The organism is Acinetobacter colistiniresistens (assembly GCF_024582815.1).
Lineage (GTDB): Bacteria > Pseudomonadota > Gammaproteobacteria > Pseudomonadales > Moraxellaceae > Acinetobacter.
The window spans coordinates 2,977,236-2,991,534 of the sequence record NZ_CP102099.1 but is presented as its reverse complement, the minus strand read 5'-3'; the positions used below and the strand labels follow the sequence as shown (position 1 = coordinate 2,991,534).

Annotated in this window: 17 protein-coding genes and 1 pseudogene; 9 read left to right on the top strand and 9 right to left on the bottom strand. The window is 37.4% G+C overall.

All coding sequences use genetic code 11. From position 1 onward, the window contains the following. Positions 1-101: 101 nt before the first annotated feature. From NQU59_RS14405 to NQU59_RS14380, 6 genes and pseudogenes are all read right to left on the bottom strand, one after another. A complete protein-coding gene (locus NQU59_RS14405) occupies positions 102-977 on the bottom strand; it encodes a hypothetical protein (protein WP_005241989.1) in 876 nt (291 codons plus the stop codon). Then, positions 974-1,990, bottom strand: coding sequence for an isopenicillin N synthase family dioxygenase (locus NQU59_RS14400; protein WP_257063889.1), 1,017 nt, complete (start codon positions 1,988-1,990; stop codon positions 974-976). Before NQU59_RS14400 ends, NQU59_RS14405 begins: the two co-directional genes overlap by 4 nt. A 53-nt stretch (positions 1,991-2,043) precedes the next feature. Next, positions 2,044-2,922 (bottom strand): ABC transporter ATP-binding protein, encoded by an 879-nt coding sequence (locus tag NQU59_RS14395; RefSeq protein ID WP_257063888.1) that lies wholly within the window; start codon positions 2,920-2,922, stop codon positions 2,044-2,046. Between the two features lie 2 nt (positions 2,923-2,924). Next, complete coding sequence (locus NQU59_RS14390) at positions 2,925-3,860, bottom strand: ABC transporter permease (RefSeq protein WP_257063887.1); 936 nt, start codon at positions 3,858-3,860, stop codon at positions 2,925-2,927. Positions 3,861-4,030: 170 nt separating this feature from the next. After that, the gene (locus NQU59_RS14385) at positions 4,031-4,285 is read right to left on the bottom strand and encodes a YfhL family 4Fe-4S dicluster ferredoxin (RefSeq protein ID WP_257063886.1); all 255 of its coding nucleotides are present in this window, start codon (positions 4,283-4,285) and stop codon (positions 4,031-4,033) included. Between the two features lies 1 nt (position 4,286). Beyond that, positions 4,287-4,727, bottom strand: a pseudogene (locus NQU59_RS14380) (U32 family peptidase C-terminal domain-containing protein); the annotation flags it as partial. Positions 4,728-5,488: 761 nt separating this feature from the next. Between NQU59_RS14380 and NQU59_RS14375 the strand changes: the two are divergent. The 7 genes from NQU59_RS14375 (at position 5,489) to NQU59_RS14345 (ending at position 10,160) form a co-directional block, all read left to right on the top strand. Then, positions 5,489-6,721 (top strand): YcaO-like family protein, encoded by a 1,233-nt coding sequence (locus NQU59_RS14375; protein ID WP_257063885.1) that lies wholly within the window; start codon positions 5,489-5,491, stop codon positions 6,719-6,721. Continuing rightward, on the top strand, positions 6,705-7,334 hold the full coding sequence (locus NQU59_RS14370; protein ID WP_257063884.1) for a TfuA domain-containing protein: 630 nt from the start codon (positions 6,705-6,707) through the stop codon (positions 7,332-7,334). The genes NQU59_RS14375 and NQU59_RS14370 overlap by 17 nt, the downstream gene beginning before the upstream one ends. A 312-nt stretch (positions 7,335-7,646) precedes the next feature. Beyond that, positions 7,647-8,336, top strand: a complete 690-nt coding sequence (locus tag NQU59_RS14365) for a HesA/MoeB/ThiF family protein (protein ID WP_257063883.1) — start codon at positions 7,647-7,649, stop codon at positions 8,334-8,336. A 2-nt stretch (positions 8,337-8,338) separates the two neighbouring features. Then, on the top strand, positions 8,339-8,653 hold the full coding sequence (locus tag NQU59_RS14360) for a hypothetical protein (RefSeq protein ID WP_257063882.1): 315 nt from the start codon (positions 8,339-8,341) through the stop codon (positions 8,651-8,653). A gap of 295 nt (positions 8,654-8,948) precedes the next feature. After that, the gene (locus NQU59_RS14355; RefSeq protein ID WP_257063881.1) at positions 8,949-9,077 is read left to right on the top strand and encodes a hypothetical protein; all 129 of its coding nucleotides are present in this window, start codon (positions 8,949-8,951) and stop codon (positions 9,075-9,077) included. A gap of 487 nt (positions 9,078-9,564) precedes the next feature. Further along, positions 9,565-9,798 (top strand): hypothetical protein, encoded by a 234-nt coding sequence (locus tag NQU59_RS14350; RefSeq protein WP_257063880.1) that lies wholly within the window; start codon positions 9,565-9,567, stop codon positions 9,796-9,798. 125 nt (positions 9,799-9,923) lie between these two features. Then, on the top strand, positions 9,924-10,160 hold the full coding sequence (locus tag NQU59_RS14345) for a hypothetical protein (protein WP_257063879.1): 237 nt from the start codon (positions 9,924-9,926) through the stop codon (positions 10,158-10,160). Positions 10,161-10,388: 228 nt separating this feature from the next. Here NQU59_RS14345 and NQU59_RS14340 read toward each other — a convergent pair whose 3' ends face one another. Both NQU59_RS14340 and yiaA read right to left on the bottom strand, forming a co-directional pair. Beyond that, positions 10,389-10,817, bottom strand: coding sequence for a hypothetical protein (locus tag NQU59_RS14340; protein WP_005241982.1), 429 nt, complete (start codon positions 10,815-10,817; stop codon positions 10,389-10,391). A 237-nt stretch (positions 10,818-11,054) separates the two neighbouring features. Then, positions 11,055-11,522 (bottom strand): inner membrane protein YiaA, encoded by a 468-nt coding sequence (gene yiaA, locus NQU59_RS14335; RefSeq protein WP_257063876.1) that lies wholly within the window; start codon positions 11,520-11,522, stop codon positions 11,055-11,057. Positions 11,523-11,760: 238 nt separating this feature from the next. Here yiaA and prfA point away from each other — a divergent pair, with 238 nt between their 5' ends. Next, positions 11,761-12,849: a peptide chain release factor 1 gene (gene prfA, locus NQU59_RS14330; RefSeq protein ID WP_005212840.1), complete on the top strand. Its 1,089-nt coding sequence runs from the start codon at positions 11,761-11,763 to the stop codon at positions 12,847-12,849. Beyond that, positions 12,849-13,667: a peptide chain release factor N(5)-glutamine methyltransferase gene (prmC, locus tag NQU59_RS14325; RefSeq protein ID WP_005241980.1), complete on the top strand. Its 819-nt coding sequence runs from the start codon at positions 12,849-12,851 to the stop codon at positions 13,665-13,667. Before prfA ends, prmC begins: the two co-directional genes overlap by 1 nt. On the opposite strand, the gene NQU59_RS14320 is transcribed toward prmC, so the two are convergent. Then, positions 13,664-14,296, bottom strand: coding sequence for an FMN-binding negative transcriptional regulator (locus NQU59_RS14320; protein WP_005241979.1), 633 nt, complete (start codon positions 14,294-14,296; stop codon positions 13,664-13,666). The genes prmC and NQU59_RS14320 overlap by 4 nt on opposite strands. Between the last annotated feature and the right edge of the window lie 3 nt (positions 14,297-14,299).

Below are 14,299 nucleotides of genomic sequence, written 5' to 3'. Positions count from 1 at the left end.
CTCTCATAGAGCGATTTTTTATTTCCAGATTTTAAAATCTGAAGGACAATCTTTTTAAATAATTGATAGTCCTTTCTAGAATCAATCACATACAAACAGGATTAATAAGTCCGCGTGGCATTTTTTAATAAATGCTTTTGTTCGGCAGCCAGCCATTGTTGTGTATCCGTGGTGGTTGCGGTTGTGGTACTAAATACAAAATCAGGTTGATAGATATCCAGATGAAAATAAAGTCGATACAGTTCACCTTCAATCTGTTTCAGTTGGGTCAGGGTATTGGCATCTTCTATTTCAAAATCATCGAGTGAAATCGATTGCTGCAAACGACTACTGATTGTACTAAAATCAATAGAAGAACCATTTAAAGCAACTGAGACTTCATAGCTTTCGATCACTTCAGGATCATTTTCAGGATGATCAATTGAACCATTTTTCAGTTGATTTTGTTGTTGGGGAAGGCGTGATTGTGCATAAGCCATGTGCTGACCGCTGATCATCAAGCCGCCATCTATAGCTATCATCTGTTGTGTTGCGATATGTTGCATCTGAAAGAGGCGTAAACCGAGCAGTAAGCCCTGTTGAGCCTGTTGCCGCCAATCTTCTACATAGGCATGGGAAGGTGAAAACTCTAAAATACTGTTGCCTATTGGGTAAAGCTTAGCAGGTTCAGGCCATTGAATATGATTCTGATAGTTTTGATGAACCTGCCAAGAGAGTAATTCGCGATCTGAATCCCATAGAGTATCGCCAATCCATCCTTGTCGATCATGTACTGTGGTTTGATTGGCATCGATCAGTCGTAGGTCAATGCTGAAAGATTTGGACTGAAACCAATACACAATGGTTTTTTCATCGGTCATACCATTAAAGAAGCTGATACTTTTGCGTCTAAAACATCCCAGTAAATAGCGGGGTAAGGGCAAGTGATCATCAATTGGGGTTGGCTCCAGTTGCGCGAGTAAGTTGATTAGATTCATTCACTTGCTCCTTGTTCATTTAAACCAAAGGAGTACAGTGGACGGGCATTTACAAGTACCAGTTCACCCGACTCAATCCGTTGCTTGAGGTACATAAAGGTTTGAGCCGTCTGATTGAATAGATGCTCACCGCCTTTGATTGGTGGATATAACGGCGCTTCATTGGGAATCAGTGGCTGAATCAGATAGTCATAATCACAGGAGAAGAACAGCGGAAAAGAATAACGTTCTTGCTGTACGCGTTTCACACGATGCTTGGTTGCCAGATAACGACCATTGGACAAGATCTCCATCATATCGCCAATATTCATTACCATGGTGTTTTCAATTAAGGGAATATCGATCCATTCACCTTGTTTATTCAGAACCTGTAAACCTTCCGCCGTTGGAAATAACAGGGTAAAACATTCATAGTCGGTATGTGCACCAATGCCCGATTGATCGTGTGCCTCAGGATTATAAGGATAATGAATCAGTCTCAATTGGCTCGGTGCATGCTTTAAATGTGGTTCAAAAAAATCTTCATTCAGCTCAAGTGCCAAAGCAAAAGCTTTAAATAGCTGATTGCCGATGGCTTTGATATGTTGATAATAATTTAGGACGCTTTGCTTAAAGATTGCATCCTCTGGCCATAGCGTTGGGCCGAGTAAAGGACGACGATGCAGCTCACCGAGATAGTCATAATTAATGTCATAAGATTCTTTTAAATCATAGACATTGGCTTTGAATTGTTCTTCACCGATTGGCACATAACCACTATGATTTTCGGAAAGACCAATATAATGCTGCATTTTAGTGGCTTGGTCTTGGCTAAAATAGTGCTGTGCGGTTTGTTTTAACTGATCGAACAGTTCGGGCTGAAATTGTTCCCCTTGAATGTATAAGAAGCCAATGTCCTTACAGGCTTGATCAAGTTGCTTCACCACCTGTTTGCGATCTTCTAAACTCGCACTGTTGAGGAGTGAAATATCAATTAAGGGCAACACATAATCATGGTTCATGAGATTCACCATTGGCTGGTCGTCCAGCAATAAATGAAGCAGATTGGGTCGTCCCAAACGCTATTTTATTTCTGTGTACTCATTTGAGTCATACGTGGAATTTTAGGTAAATCCTGTAGTGCAGGGTCGAGTTGTTCCTCTTGGTGATGTACCAACAGATCAACCCGTTCCCGTAGTTGTTTAAATTCAGGCGAATGCACCAGCTCAATTGTCCGTGGACGCGGTAAATTCACCTCAATAATCTCTTTGATCTCGCCCGGATTGGCTTTTAAGGCCACAATACGATCTGCCAGTAAAATAGCTTCATCCATGTCATGCGTGACAAATAAAATGGTGATATCAATGTTTTGCCATAAGTCCATCAAATGCTTTTGCATTTTTTGTCGGGTGTAGGGATCGAGTGCACCAAAAGGTTCATCCATGAGTAAAATTTTGGGTTCATTGACTAAAGCTCGGGCAATAGCGACACGCTGTTTCATCCCACCAGAAAGTTCATGTGGGAACTGATTTTCATATTTTTCTAAGCCAATAATATTAATCCACTCACGTGCCATTTCTTCGGCACGGGTTTGACTGATGCCTTTCATCAAAGGGCCAAACATCACATTTTCTTTGACGGTTTTCCATGGAAATAAGGTATAGCATTGAAACACCATGCCACGTTCTGAACTTGGGCCTTTAATCTTTTGCCCCTCAACCAGAACCTCACCACTGTGGTAGTCATCTAGACCTGCAACCACACGGCTCAAGGTTGATTTTCCACAGCCGGAAGGGCCAATCACACAGACAAACTCGCGTTTATGAATACTTAAATCAATTTGGTTCAGTACCGTGCGTTCAGATGTGCCATGCTGAAAAATCTGCGTCAGTTGCTTGGTTTCCAACATCACGGGACGTGTATAAATATGCTCAAAATAGGCTTTGGCATCAAAATTATCCGTCATATTTATACTCCCTTTTTCCATTTAAATAGGTATGTGCCCAGTTTCATTAAAATCAAATCACACAACAGTCCAATCACCCCAATAATCAGGATGGCGGCATAAACATTGTCAAAGTTTTGATAGCGTGCTTGTTGAGTAATGAACCAGGTAATTCCTGAGGTGGCACCAATCAGTTCCGACACAATCAGATAGGTCCATGCCCAACCGAGCAACACCCGTTGATCTCGATAAATGTCAGGCAGTGCAGCAGGAATCACCACATGAAACAGGCTTTTAAGCTTATTGGTACCTAGTGTATAACCAGCTTCAACCAAGCCGCGATCAACCATGCGAGTGGTATTGGCAATGATCAGAATTTGTTGAAATAAAGTACCAATCACAATAATGGCAATTTTCGGGGCATCATTAATGCCTAAAATCGCCACTGCCAATGCCCCAAAGGCAGGTGCTGGCAGGTAGCGAAAGAACTCGACAAAGGGTTCAGTCAGCTTGGAAATGGTATTGGAAAAGCCACACAGGATGCCCAGCGGCACACCGATCAATGAAGAGATAAAAAACGCCGTAAATACAATCTTGATACTGTGCCACAGACTTTGATGTAACCACGGCGCATCGGCCTGTTGAGGTGGCGTGGTAAAAGAGGTAAATAAGGCTTTCGCGACTTGATGCGGTGCAGGCAAATAAATGGGATTGACCAGAATTCCTGTAGGTGGTGCTTTACCTTGATTGACTGCATCTTGGGCCGCCGCATAATAGGCCTGTTTCTCAATGCGCGTGCCAACTTGTAAATAAGCATCAGCACCTGCATGGGTAATTTGAACTTGTGGATGCCAGATAAAAGGCAAGTAACTGACGCAGCTCCAGATCAGGATGGGAATCAGAAAAGACCCCAAACTCAAATAAAGCTTTTTCCTTTTGGACAGTACTGAATGATGCATAGGTGCACACCCGTAGTAATACTAATTGAATAAAACGTAATACTCATTAGCAAGTTTGATGCCAGTACTGAGCTTAAAGGGTCAAATCATGATGAGCTGTTTTGCGTTGAGGGTGGGATAGGCACTTTTCCATACTTTTCATGGGTTTGTGCCTATCTGTAATCAAGTCTTTAATGTTTGAATAGATTCAGATTATTGAATTTAATCAGCAGTTGATCTGTAGATTCCACCCATGCTGGATCAGGCTGAACACAATCGATGGAACAGACAGCGAGACAGGTGGGTGCTGTGTAGAAACCGATGCATTCAGTGCAACGTTGTGGATCAATTTCATAGACTTTTGCACCTTCATTAATCGCTTGATTGGGACATTCAGGCAAACACATATCGCAATTGATACATGCGTTGGTAATTAACAGTGCCATCTTAATCTGCCGAATAAGCAAGCGCTGCAGATTGTAATTTGGTTTTTGCGTGCGGCAAATTACGAATCAACAGTGCATATTCAATATCGATGTCTGGAGAAAATGGAATTTCCACGATATGGCCTGAACCCTTGGCATTTTTAATGGCATTGCCTTTAAGATCACGCATCTGTTCCAAGTGAAAGTGGAGATTGCCTTTGGGTGTCATTAACTCAAGTGAATCACCAACCACAAAGCGGTTCTTTACCTCAATGCGGATATGGTCACCATTGCGTCCAATCACTTCACCGCAAAATTGTTGATAGTCAAAATGCGATGAACCATCGGCATAATTTTGATAATCGCTATGCACATGGCGGCGCAAGAAGCCTTCGGTATAACCACGATTGGCCAAACCTTCTAGTTGGGTCATGAGACTGGGGTCAAAGCTTTTCCCTGAAAGTATATTAAGGTTTTTAATCTAACGCGTCATTTAATCACTAAAAGAGTGCAGTGAATGAATCAAAACGATACGTGTATGGAGGGGGGATTATTATGTCTATTGTACTTATTGTTAAGTATGTTTTTCAGAATAAATGATTTTTTAATGTTTAGTTTTTAATTTTAAAACGATTATTGATTTTTAATCTAAATTTTTATGGTCTTTTATTTGAATTTAAATGGTATTAAATGTTAAATTTTGAATAATTTGTTTTTATTATTATTTTTTTAATTAAAATACATGGATTGGTTTTGCATTATAATGGTGCGATTAATTTTATTTAATTAGGTGTTAGTGTTTTTTTGATATTGTTTTGATTTTTAATGGTTTATTTAATTGTGTTTTTATTTTTACGATGATAAATTGTAATTTTAATTTTTTATTTTTAATAAATATTTTGTTACAAATACGATTGCTTTATTTGATGATTAAGCCTTGAAATGAGTGAGATTTAATTTTATTTTTGTTTTGCGAATATTTTATTCGTTAATAAAAACTAGGAGTAATATTATGAAATTATCATTAACAAGTGCGGAAGTGGAAATGGTTTTAAAGCTAATGCCTGCTGAGAATTTAACGCAAGTAGTATGTTCTTATGAGGATGAGTTGTAAAATATGCTCTAAATACCCCGCTTAAATTAGTGGGGTGTTTTTGATAAATATTATTTGATTATAAGCTTAATTCAAGGGGATAAGTATGGAATATATTATTAGGTGATAAAATGTATCAAATGACATCGAGTTTAAGAATAAAGGATCTAGATGAAACCCTTGAGATTGCAGTAAATATAGGTGAGAAAGTTGGAGTTTCACGCGTTACTAATATAACTTGGTTAGATAAGATAGGTATTCCTGTATTTTCAAGTATTCGTCCAAATGCTGTAAAGGGATCATTATGTGTTAATGCAGGAAAAGGTAGGTTTCCAAAAGAAGCAATGGTTGGCGCATATATGGAAGCTATTGAGTTTAGTTATGCAGAATATAGAAATCGAATAATTCCAACTATTGATTTAAAAATCAAGGAAATAATAGAACAGGCGAACTGTAAATTTAATTTTCTTGATTTAAATCCTATCTTAGGTATTGAATTAATGGAAGATAACCTAGTGACCTGCGTTTTGGCACAAGATATTGTTACAAAAGAAGAAATTTATATCCCCGCTGAACTTGTTTACCATCCATTTCTAGAAAATAAAAATAAACGTATATTGGGAACCAGTACAAATGGATTATGTTCTGGAAACTCTTTAGATGAGGCGACATTACATGGCTTAGCTGAATTATTTGAAAGAGATATTCAAGCATTTGATAGTTTTGCCAATCAGTCTCAGTTTGTTGAATTTGATGAGAAGCATGAAAATATTATCGATCTAAAACAAAAAATTGAAAAAGCTGGGTTTGAATTAAGTTGTCGCTATGTTGATAATATTTATCAACTTCCATATTTTCATGCTTACATACTTGATCCTAGTGATGAATCACCTGTAGCGGTTAGTTATGGTTCAGCATTTCATCCTATTAAGAATATTGCTGCCGTTAGAGCAATAAGTGAAGCGGCACAATCAAGACTTACACAGATACATGGTGGTCGTGATGATGTTATTGATAGAACAAACTTTTTTGCAGTAAATGGTGGTAAAGCATTTGAACAGCAATCAGTTAATATTGTTCGAAAGTTAGTAACCTCTAAAGTTAAGCTTATCCATTATTCTAAAATACCCGATAAATCAGATGAAATACGATCAATTGGCGATGGTATATATCTATTGATTGAGAAACTAAAATCTGTAGGGATAGATCAGGTATTACGTGTTGAACTTACGCCTAAGAACTCACAACTTACAGTCGTAAAAGTGATAGTTCCAAAGATGGAGTATTTCCGTCCTGAATTGAAAAGAGTAGGAAATAGATTGATGAAATTTATCAAGGAACAAAAAAATGAAAAATCAGATTAAATTTCATGTGTTTATTGGACCAACAGGATACGGTTTTAATGATGAATTGATGTTGAATCCATTCATTGAAATACACCCACCAGTTAAACGAGGTGATATTGATAAATTAACTCAATTAATAGATGAGCCAGTTAAATTACTTATTGTCGATGGAGTTTTCCATTCACAGGCTGCTGTTGGACATGTTGAACTAAGAACAGCCATTGAAAAAGGCTGTGAATTATGGGGAGCATCTTCGATGGGGGCAATACGTGCTGCAGAGATGAATTTTTTAGGAATGCAAGGTTTTGGTCAGGTTTACAATATGTTTCTTCTAGATCATCTGGATGATGATGAAGTAACATTAATTCATGAAGCTGAAGCGCCATTTACTCCATTAACAGAACCTTTGGTTCATATAAGAGAGTGGATGAATTCTCTTTATTTACAAGGGAGAATAGATATTATTAATTCAGAGGAAATATTGCATTCAGTAAAGAGTCGTTGGTATGGGGAGCGGACTTTAAATTTAGTAGGTCAGATGCTAATTGATAGAAAAATATTAACTAAAGAACAATTAAAAATGAGATGGAAGAATTTAATAAATATCGTATTAAGACAAAAGACCTCTTAGATTTTTAGATATACATTGTTCAAAAAGAGTTGGAGTTGAAATGATTGACTTGAAATTATGTAATCAGTTTTCGAAATTAACAAATGGAAAAAAGACTTCGTACTCGAGGCTCGAAACATTCAGGATATTATTTTTTTCTAGAATTTAACTTGGATAAGCTTTATCAAGAAATAGTTACAGAAAATAAGTTAAATACTTTTGTTTCATTAATTATAAATGGTATAGCATATATTGATTACGATGAAATTAAAAAATTGAATTTAAGGATGGTGATGATATTCTTCTTCTTACAGCAATTGCAGGTGGTTGATTATGTCTAACATAAAATTTAGTTTAGAAGAGATTTTACATTATTCACGACATTTATTACTAACAGATTTTTCATTTGAAAAACAAATGATGCTGAAAACTGCAAAAGTTGCAGTTATTGGTGCTGGTGGGTTAGGTTGCCCAGTATTAAATTATTTGGTAGCGGCAGGTATAGGAAATATTACAATAGTAGAGGATGATATTATTGATATTAGTAATCTTCATCGTCAAACGCTATATAGCTATGAAGATGTTGGGCAGAAGAAAGGTGTTGTTGCCGAAAGAAAACTTAGAGGTTTGAATAAATTTGTTAATGTTAAACATGTAGATCAATGCATCCATTATGGTAATTTAGATGAAATACTAAGTGATCAAGATATTATTGTTGATACAACAGATAATTTTTCTACGAAATATTTACTTAATGATTTCTGTTTTTTAATAAAAACTCTTATTTATGCATCTATTAGTCAATTTGAAGGCCAAATCTGTGCATTCAATACAGACCAAGATTTGAGTGGCGATTTTATTAATTTAAGAGATATTTTTCCTGAGCCGCCACCTAAACAATTAGCACAGAACTGTGCTGAAGCAGGAGTATTTGGTTTTTTGGCGGGAACTATTGGTTCACTTCAAGCGTCTCTAGTCATTAAATCAATTATAAGTGATAAAAGCTTAAAAGTGGAGAGTTGATTTTGTTTGATGTTAAAAATTTTGAAATAAACAAGGTTGAAGTTAAAGTAAATGCCAAAAATCCATTAAGAAATTTAAGACTTTTAGCCTCACAAAAAGAGCATTTAACTAATATTGATTATGGTGTGTGTGAAATTAATCATCAATCAATTCCACCGAATATATTGAATGAAATTTTATTATCAGATCGTGAAGTGCAGCTGATTGATGTTAGAGATTATTCTGAACACATTGAGTTTTCTATTGGTGGAATTAACTTACCTGTGGCATTGTTAAAAGATGATCCTAAGTGTCTCAATATTATTAAAAGAATATAGATACCATAGTATATTGTCAAAGTGGGAAGAGAAGTTCAGAGGTTTTAGGATTAATTGAAGAGTATGTTGGATTAGGTTTGTGTAAATCTCTTAATGGAGGAGTAAATTCTTACATGGCTTTAGGTCTAAATACACGTTTAATGGGAAGTGTATTGGTTAATAATTAGTTATATATTTATAGGTTGACATGATTTTTTTGCAAGGACTGAGTAAAAATTTTTATTTATTTCAATTTAATATTCTTTTTACATCCACAAGTCTTAGAAGTGTACGAGTTATAATTGCTTGGTGGATAATGAGTGCAACAAATGATGTCAAGATTTTTGCTGCTATGATTGCTTTAGGTGGTTTTTTGATCTTTTTCAAGAGTGATATTTGGGTTTTTGGGGATATATTTAATAAGAAAAATTCTTTTATTTTGTAATTTTATTAGCATGCTTGTTATATTGGTTTTAACTTTTTTTATTTTGTGAAACTATACAATATTCTGATTATTGCTTTCTCTTTAGTTATTCTTGGAGTTTGTGCTGGTATTAGAGAGCCACTTCACTCAAGTATGTTGTCATCGCTAGTACCTAAAGAAGAATTAGATATTGCTTTAAGATTTAAAACGGTGATTTCTTCATTTGTAATGTTTTCTGGTCCAATTTTGGCTACAGCTATTCTATCAGTGTTTAATATTCTTTATGGGTTAATAATAATTTTTTCTATTTTGCTTTTTGCTTTTTGTTAATTTTGAATGTTAGTTATTTTGAGAGTAGTAAAAATTGATAAAGGAGAATTTTTTCTATGAATGGTATGTAAATACTAAAGATAGTTTGTATTTTGTTTTTCAGATTAAGTCTGAGTTTTATATATGTATATTGATACTTTTAACTAATTTTGTTTTTTCATCAATGTTTACTATAGTTATGCCATCTTTGGTTTATAATAAATACAATAAGGATGTGTGGTTGCTGGTTTTTGCTGAAGGGGCTTTTGCTACTGGCTTGTTTTTAGGGGGATCAAAAATTATTGCATATTTAAATGAAAAGTGGAATCGATATACAGTAATACGTCTAGGGTTTTATGGTATGGGGTTCTCATTGTTTTTAATGGGGCTTGGAATATTTTTCTTGGAAAATATGTTTATTTGCTTGCTTTGATACTTTCATTTATATTTTTATTGTGTGGTATATCCTTTAGCATTATTGCGACAAATACAATGGCTGTTAGGCTTAAAGCTACACCAAGGGAATTTCAGAATAGGATTGTTAGTGCTGTCGCATTCATGTCAGGTTTAATGGTTCCTTTTGGTAACGTTGTATGTGGTTTTTTGATTGATCATATTGGTTTGCCTTTGACGATTGCTGGATTTGGTGTTTTTATTCTAATAATTACATTTTATTTTATCAAATCTAAAAGTATTAAAGAAATATATTCGTTAGAGGATGTGGAACTTACTGAAATTTATAAGAAAAATATGATTCTATATTCAGTAGGTGAGATAGGCGGGTGTTGTCGATGAGAAAATATAGAATTTTCTTTAGTAATAATCGTCTAAGGTTATTTAATAAAAACACATGATGTTCAACTTTATTTATGATGGCTTATTCGGCGTATAAATTAAAATTTCTTATATTGAGATATGACATAACAATAACAACTTGAAGATGCAGTATGATATCTGCTCCGGATTTTGTTATTTGATGTGGCTTTTAGGAGAATAAAAAAGCACCCGAAGGTGCTTTTTAAATTAGTGATGACGATGCTTTCTTTTTTTCTTGTATTTTTTAGATTGCTGATTGTCATAATAACGGTCTTGACCGACTTTACGGCCTAGAGCAGAACCACCCGCTGCGCCAGCTGCAGCACCGATATAACCACCCGTGCTACCACCGATGTTTTTACCAACAGTATAACCACCGACACCACCTAGACCACCGCCAATAGCAGCTTCAGTACGGGTACGTTTGCTACTTGCTGCTGCTGCACCACCAGCGCCACCCAAAGCAGAGCCAATCATTGCACCGTTATTACCACCGATTTCTTTACCTACTGCAGTACCAACCACACTACCAAGTGCAGATGTTGCAGCAACACGGGTTGCATTATCAGCATGAGCAGCAGTAACCAATGATGAGCTTGCAAAAATAGCAGCACATAACCAAGTATTTAATTTCATTTTTGACTCCGTGTCCGCAATTCATCGGACCTCTTTTTCATGGCTGCAAATGTAACAAAATTTGAGTATGAAAGTATGGAGAAGCTTTTCTGAATTATTACTCTTTGGTGTCTAGATTGTAGTGTTTTGTTTCTTAAAATAGCGCAAAATGCGAGTTAAGTTCGATTAAACAACAAGATAGTCAATAACTGCACAAAAACAATGAAACCTTATTTTAAGGTTCCATTTATTTTTTGATTAATTTAATGGTTCATCTTTTATTGTTTGTTCTTCGAGTTTGGGCTGACGTGGATTGAGTTCGGCTTGCAGGCGTAGATAGTTTAAGTCACGAATATTCTTTTGGGTTGCCACTACACCAAACAGACTTAATAGAAATGACATGATGTAAAAGCCTTTTTCGCTCATACTGAGCTCTGCGTTCCATAAGCTTATTAAAAGTAGTCCGATGCATAGGGCCATTGAAGCCCAACATAAGCCATAGTAAATCGCCGTGACGGGAATCTCTTCCAGTTGGTCACGAACAGTTTTCTGTAAAGAAGCCGCGGAAAAAAGTCCGTAAAGCAAGATCACAAGATAATAGCCTTTTTCATGCAAGGGCATATTGGCATTCCATAGACCAATCATAAAGCCAACGCCACCTGCGAGTAAGGCCACCCAGCTTGCAGCAATAAAGGCTGAGGTGGGGCGGTTTATAAAATTATTCATAGATTATCCTGTTGTTTTATCTTTCTATTTGTCCTTCGTTATTTATATATAAGCCTTGATCAGAGAACAAGCACTGAAAACTAAAACTGAACAATTTGTGATGAAATGGGTGAGGAATAGTAAGTTCCCCTGATTCTCTATGTCTTTTAAGCGGTGGAGTCTGTAAACTATGCGCAATTTTTTGATTTTGCTCGTGCTTCATCGGCACTGAGTCTTTAGATTTTGAGATATTCCGCCCATGAAAGCATCACTCCGTTTAAGACTCGATCAACTTTGTGATCGTCACGAAGAGCTGACTGCATTACTTGCAGATGTAGAAGTAATTTCGGACAATAAACGTTTTCGTAAACTGTCTCGCGAACACAATGATTTAACTGAAATCACTGAAGTTTGGAGCAAATATCGTCAAGCTGAAGAAGATATCGAAACGGCTGAAACGATGAAATCAGATCCTGATTTCAAAGATATGGCAGAAGAAGAAATTAAAGAAAATAAAGCACTTTTGGTTGCACTTGAAGAGCAGTTAAACGTGTTGATGATTCCGAAAGATCCAAATGATGCCAATGCAGCCTATCTTGAAGTGCGTGCTGGAACGGGCGGTGATGAGGCGGCTATCTTCTCAGGCGATTTATTCCGTATGTATAGCAAATACGCTGAAACACAAGGTTGGCGTATTGAAGTGCTTTCTGAAAATGAAGGCGAGCATGGTGGTTATAAAGAAATCATTTGCCGTATTGATGGTGAAGGTGTCTATGGCCGTTTGAAATTTGAAAGTGGCGCCCATCGTGTACAACGTGTACCTGCAACTGAATCCCAAGGTCGTGTACATACTTCGGCTTGTACGGTTGCGATTCTGCCTGAAGTCGATGTAGATACTACAGTCGAAATCAATCCAGCCGATTTACGTATTGATACCTATCGTGCATCCGGCGCAGGCGGTCAGCACATTAACAAAACTGATTCAGCGGTACGTATTACCCATATTCCTTCGGGTGTGGTAGTGGAATGTCAGGAAGAACGTTCGCAACATAAGAATAAAGCCAAAGCGATGGCGTTGTTGGTCTCGCGTTTAGAAAATGCCAAACGTGCAGCCGCTGATGCAGCAACTTCAGAAATGCGCCGTGACTTGGTCGGTTCTGGTGACCGTTCAGAGCGTATCCGTACCTATAACTATCCACAAGGTCGTATGACTGACCATCGTATCAACCTGACTTTATATAAGTTAGATGCGATTATGGAAGGTGATTTAACAGAATTGCTGGACAGCTTGCATCGTGAATATCAGGCGGATCAGTTGGCAATGCTTGCACAGGAAAATGGCGGCTAATGAATATTGCTCAAGCCTTAGAAATCAAAGGTGAAATTGATAGCTATGAACGTCAGGAGGCGGCATGGTTACTCGAACATCTTTTGGGTGTAAATAGTTTAGAACTCAAATTAAGACTTGAGCAAGAGTTGACCGAAATGCAGGAGCAGGCTTATCTGGATGGTCTGGCTCGTATCGAACAAGGTGAACCTTTGGCCTATGTCACAGGTTCACAACCCTTTTGGACGCTCGATTTAAAAGTCACTCATGACACTTTGGTGCCGCGTCCAGATACTGAAATTCTGGTTGAAACAGTATTAAAACTGCCACTTGATGCAAAGGCCAATATTGTCGATTTAGGTACGGGCACAGGTGCGATTGCTTTAGCGCTTGCAAGTGAACGTGCTCAATGGCAAGTGACTGCAACAGATATTTATGCCCCGACTTTAGATGTGGCTCAGGACAATGCTGTTCGACACGGGCTGATGCAGGTGAAATTTGCCTGTGGGGCTTGGTTTGATGCTTTAGAACAGCAACGGTTTGATCTGATTGTGTCGAATCCGCCGTATATTGATCCTGAAGATGTGCATATGCAAAAGCTCCAGTCCGAACCTGAGCGTGCCTTGACGGCTGATAAGCAAGGCATGGCGGATATTGAGATCATTATCACCCAAGGCAAGAATTGGCTTAAACCGAATGGCTGGATTGTGCTTGAACATGGCTATGACCAAGGCCAAGCAGTACGAGATATTTTTGAGCAACAAGGTTTTGAGCAGATCAAGACCATTCAGGACTATGGCGGCAATGATCGTGTAAGTCTAGGACGAAAGCCCGTTTAATCTTCAATATATTGCTGTACTGCATCGGCTAATCGGTTGTCACCTTGTTGTTGCAGTCCATTTACAACCCCTAAGGCATCTTCTTTATCTCGATTTTGGCTCAGCTTAAACTTGCCTGTAATGTGCGAAATCTGAATTTCAATGCCAACAATCCCTTGCAGTTCCCGAGCAATATACTCACTTGGTGCATCCGACATTTTCCATGGCGTTGCTTGTTTGGCTTCATGAACCCGTGTCAGTTTAGCCAAAATGCCACGTAGGGCTTTTTCATCATGTAAGAAATAAATGCGACCTTTGACATGAACCACTTGATAGTTCCATGTTGGTACATGTTGATGGTGTTGCTGCTTGCTCGGATACCAGTTTGGTGAAATATAAGCTTGCTCACCCTGAAAAATAATAAGAACTTCAGTGTCGTTTTTAATTTGCGTATGCAACGGATTATTCTTGGCAATATGTGCAACCAGTGTCGCTGTCTGGCTTTGCTCATCACGCAATAAATGAAAGGGCAAATGATTGGCTTCTATGCCTTCAGCACTATGGCTCATTAAAGTCGCAAAAGGATAGTCCTGAATCAATTGATAGAGTTTCTCAAGATCTGTTTCTTCAAATATTTCTGGTAAATACATCAT

Excerpts from the sequence above, each read along its gene's own strand:
- NQU59_RS14395 (WP_257063888.1), bottom strand. The coding sequence starts at position 2,922 with ATGACGGATAATTTTGATGCCAAAGCCTATTTTGAGCATATTTATACA.
- NQU59_RS14405 (WP_005241989.1), bottom strand. The coding sequence starts at position 977 with ATGAATCTAATCAACTTACTCGCGCAACTGGAGCCAACCCCAATTGAT.
- prmC (WP_005241980.1), top strand. The coding sequence starts at position 12,849 with ATGAATATTGCTCAAGCCTTAGAAATCAAAGGTGAAATTGATAGCTAT.
- NQU59_RS14350 (WP_257063880.1), top strand. The coding sequence starts at position 9,565 with ATGCCATCTTTGGTTTATAATAAATACAATAAGGATGTGTGGTTGCTG.
- NQU59_RS14355 (WP_257063881.1), top strand. The coding sequence starts at position 8,949 with ATGAGTGCAACAAATGATGTCAAGATTTTTGCTGCTATGATTGCTTTA.
- NQU59_RS14365 (WP_257063883.1), top strand. The coding sequence starts at position 7,647 with ATGTCTAACATAAAATTTAGTTTAGAAGAGATTTTACATTATTCACGA.
- NQU59_RS14390 (WP_257063887.1), bottom strand. The coding sequence starts at position 3,860 with ATGCATCATTCAGTACTGTCCAAAAGGAAAAAGCTTTATTTGAGTTTG.
- NQU59_RS14375 (WP_257063885.1), top strand. The coding sequence starts at position 5,489 with ATGTATCAAATGACATCGAGTTTAAGAATAAAGGATCTAGATGAAACC.
- yiaA (WP_257063876.1), bottom strand. The coding sequence starts at position 11,522 with ATGAATAATTTTATAAACCGCCCCACCTCAGCCTTTATTGCTGCAAGC.
- NQU59_RS14400 (WP_257063889.1), bottom strand. The coding sequence starts at position 1,990 with ATGGTGAATCTCATGAACCATGATTATGTGTTGCCCTTAATTGATATT.
- NQU59_RS14370 (WP_257063884.1), top strand. The coding sequence starts at position 6,705 with ATGAAAAATCAGATTAAATTTCATGTGTTTATTGGACCAACAGGATAC.
- NQU59_RS14340 (WP_005241982.1), bottom strand. The coding sequence starts at position 10,817 with ATGAAATTAAATACTTGGTTATGTGCTGCTATTTTTGCAAGCTCATCA.
- NQU59_RS14345 (WP_257063879.1), top strand. The coding sequence starts at position 9,924 with ATGTCAGGTTTAATGGTTCCTTTTGGTAACGTTGTATGTGGTTTTTTG.
- NQU59_RS14320 (WP_005241979.1), bottom strand. The coding sequence starts at position 14,296 with ATGTATTTACCAGAAATATTTGAAGAAACAGATCTTGAGAAACTCTAT.
- NQU59_RS14385 (WP_257063886.1), bottom strand. The coding sequence starts at position 4,285 with ATGGCACTGTTAATTACCAACGCATGTATCAATTGCGATATGTGTTTG.
- prfA (WP_005212840.1), top strand. The coding sequence starts at position 11,761 with ATGAAAGCATCACTCCGTTTAAGACTCGATCAACTTTGTGATCGTCAC.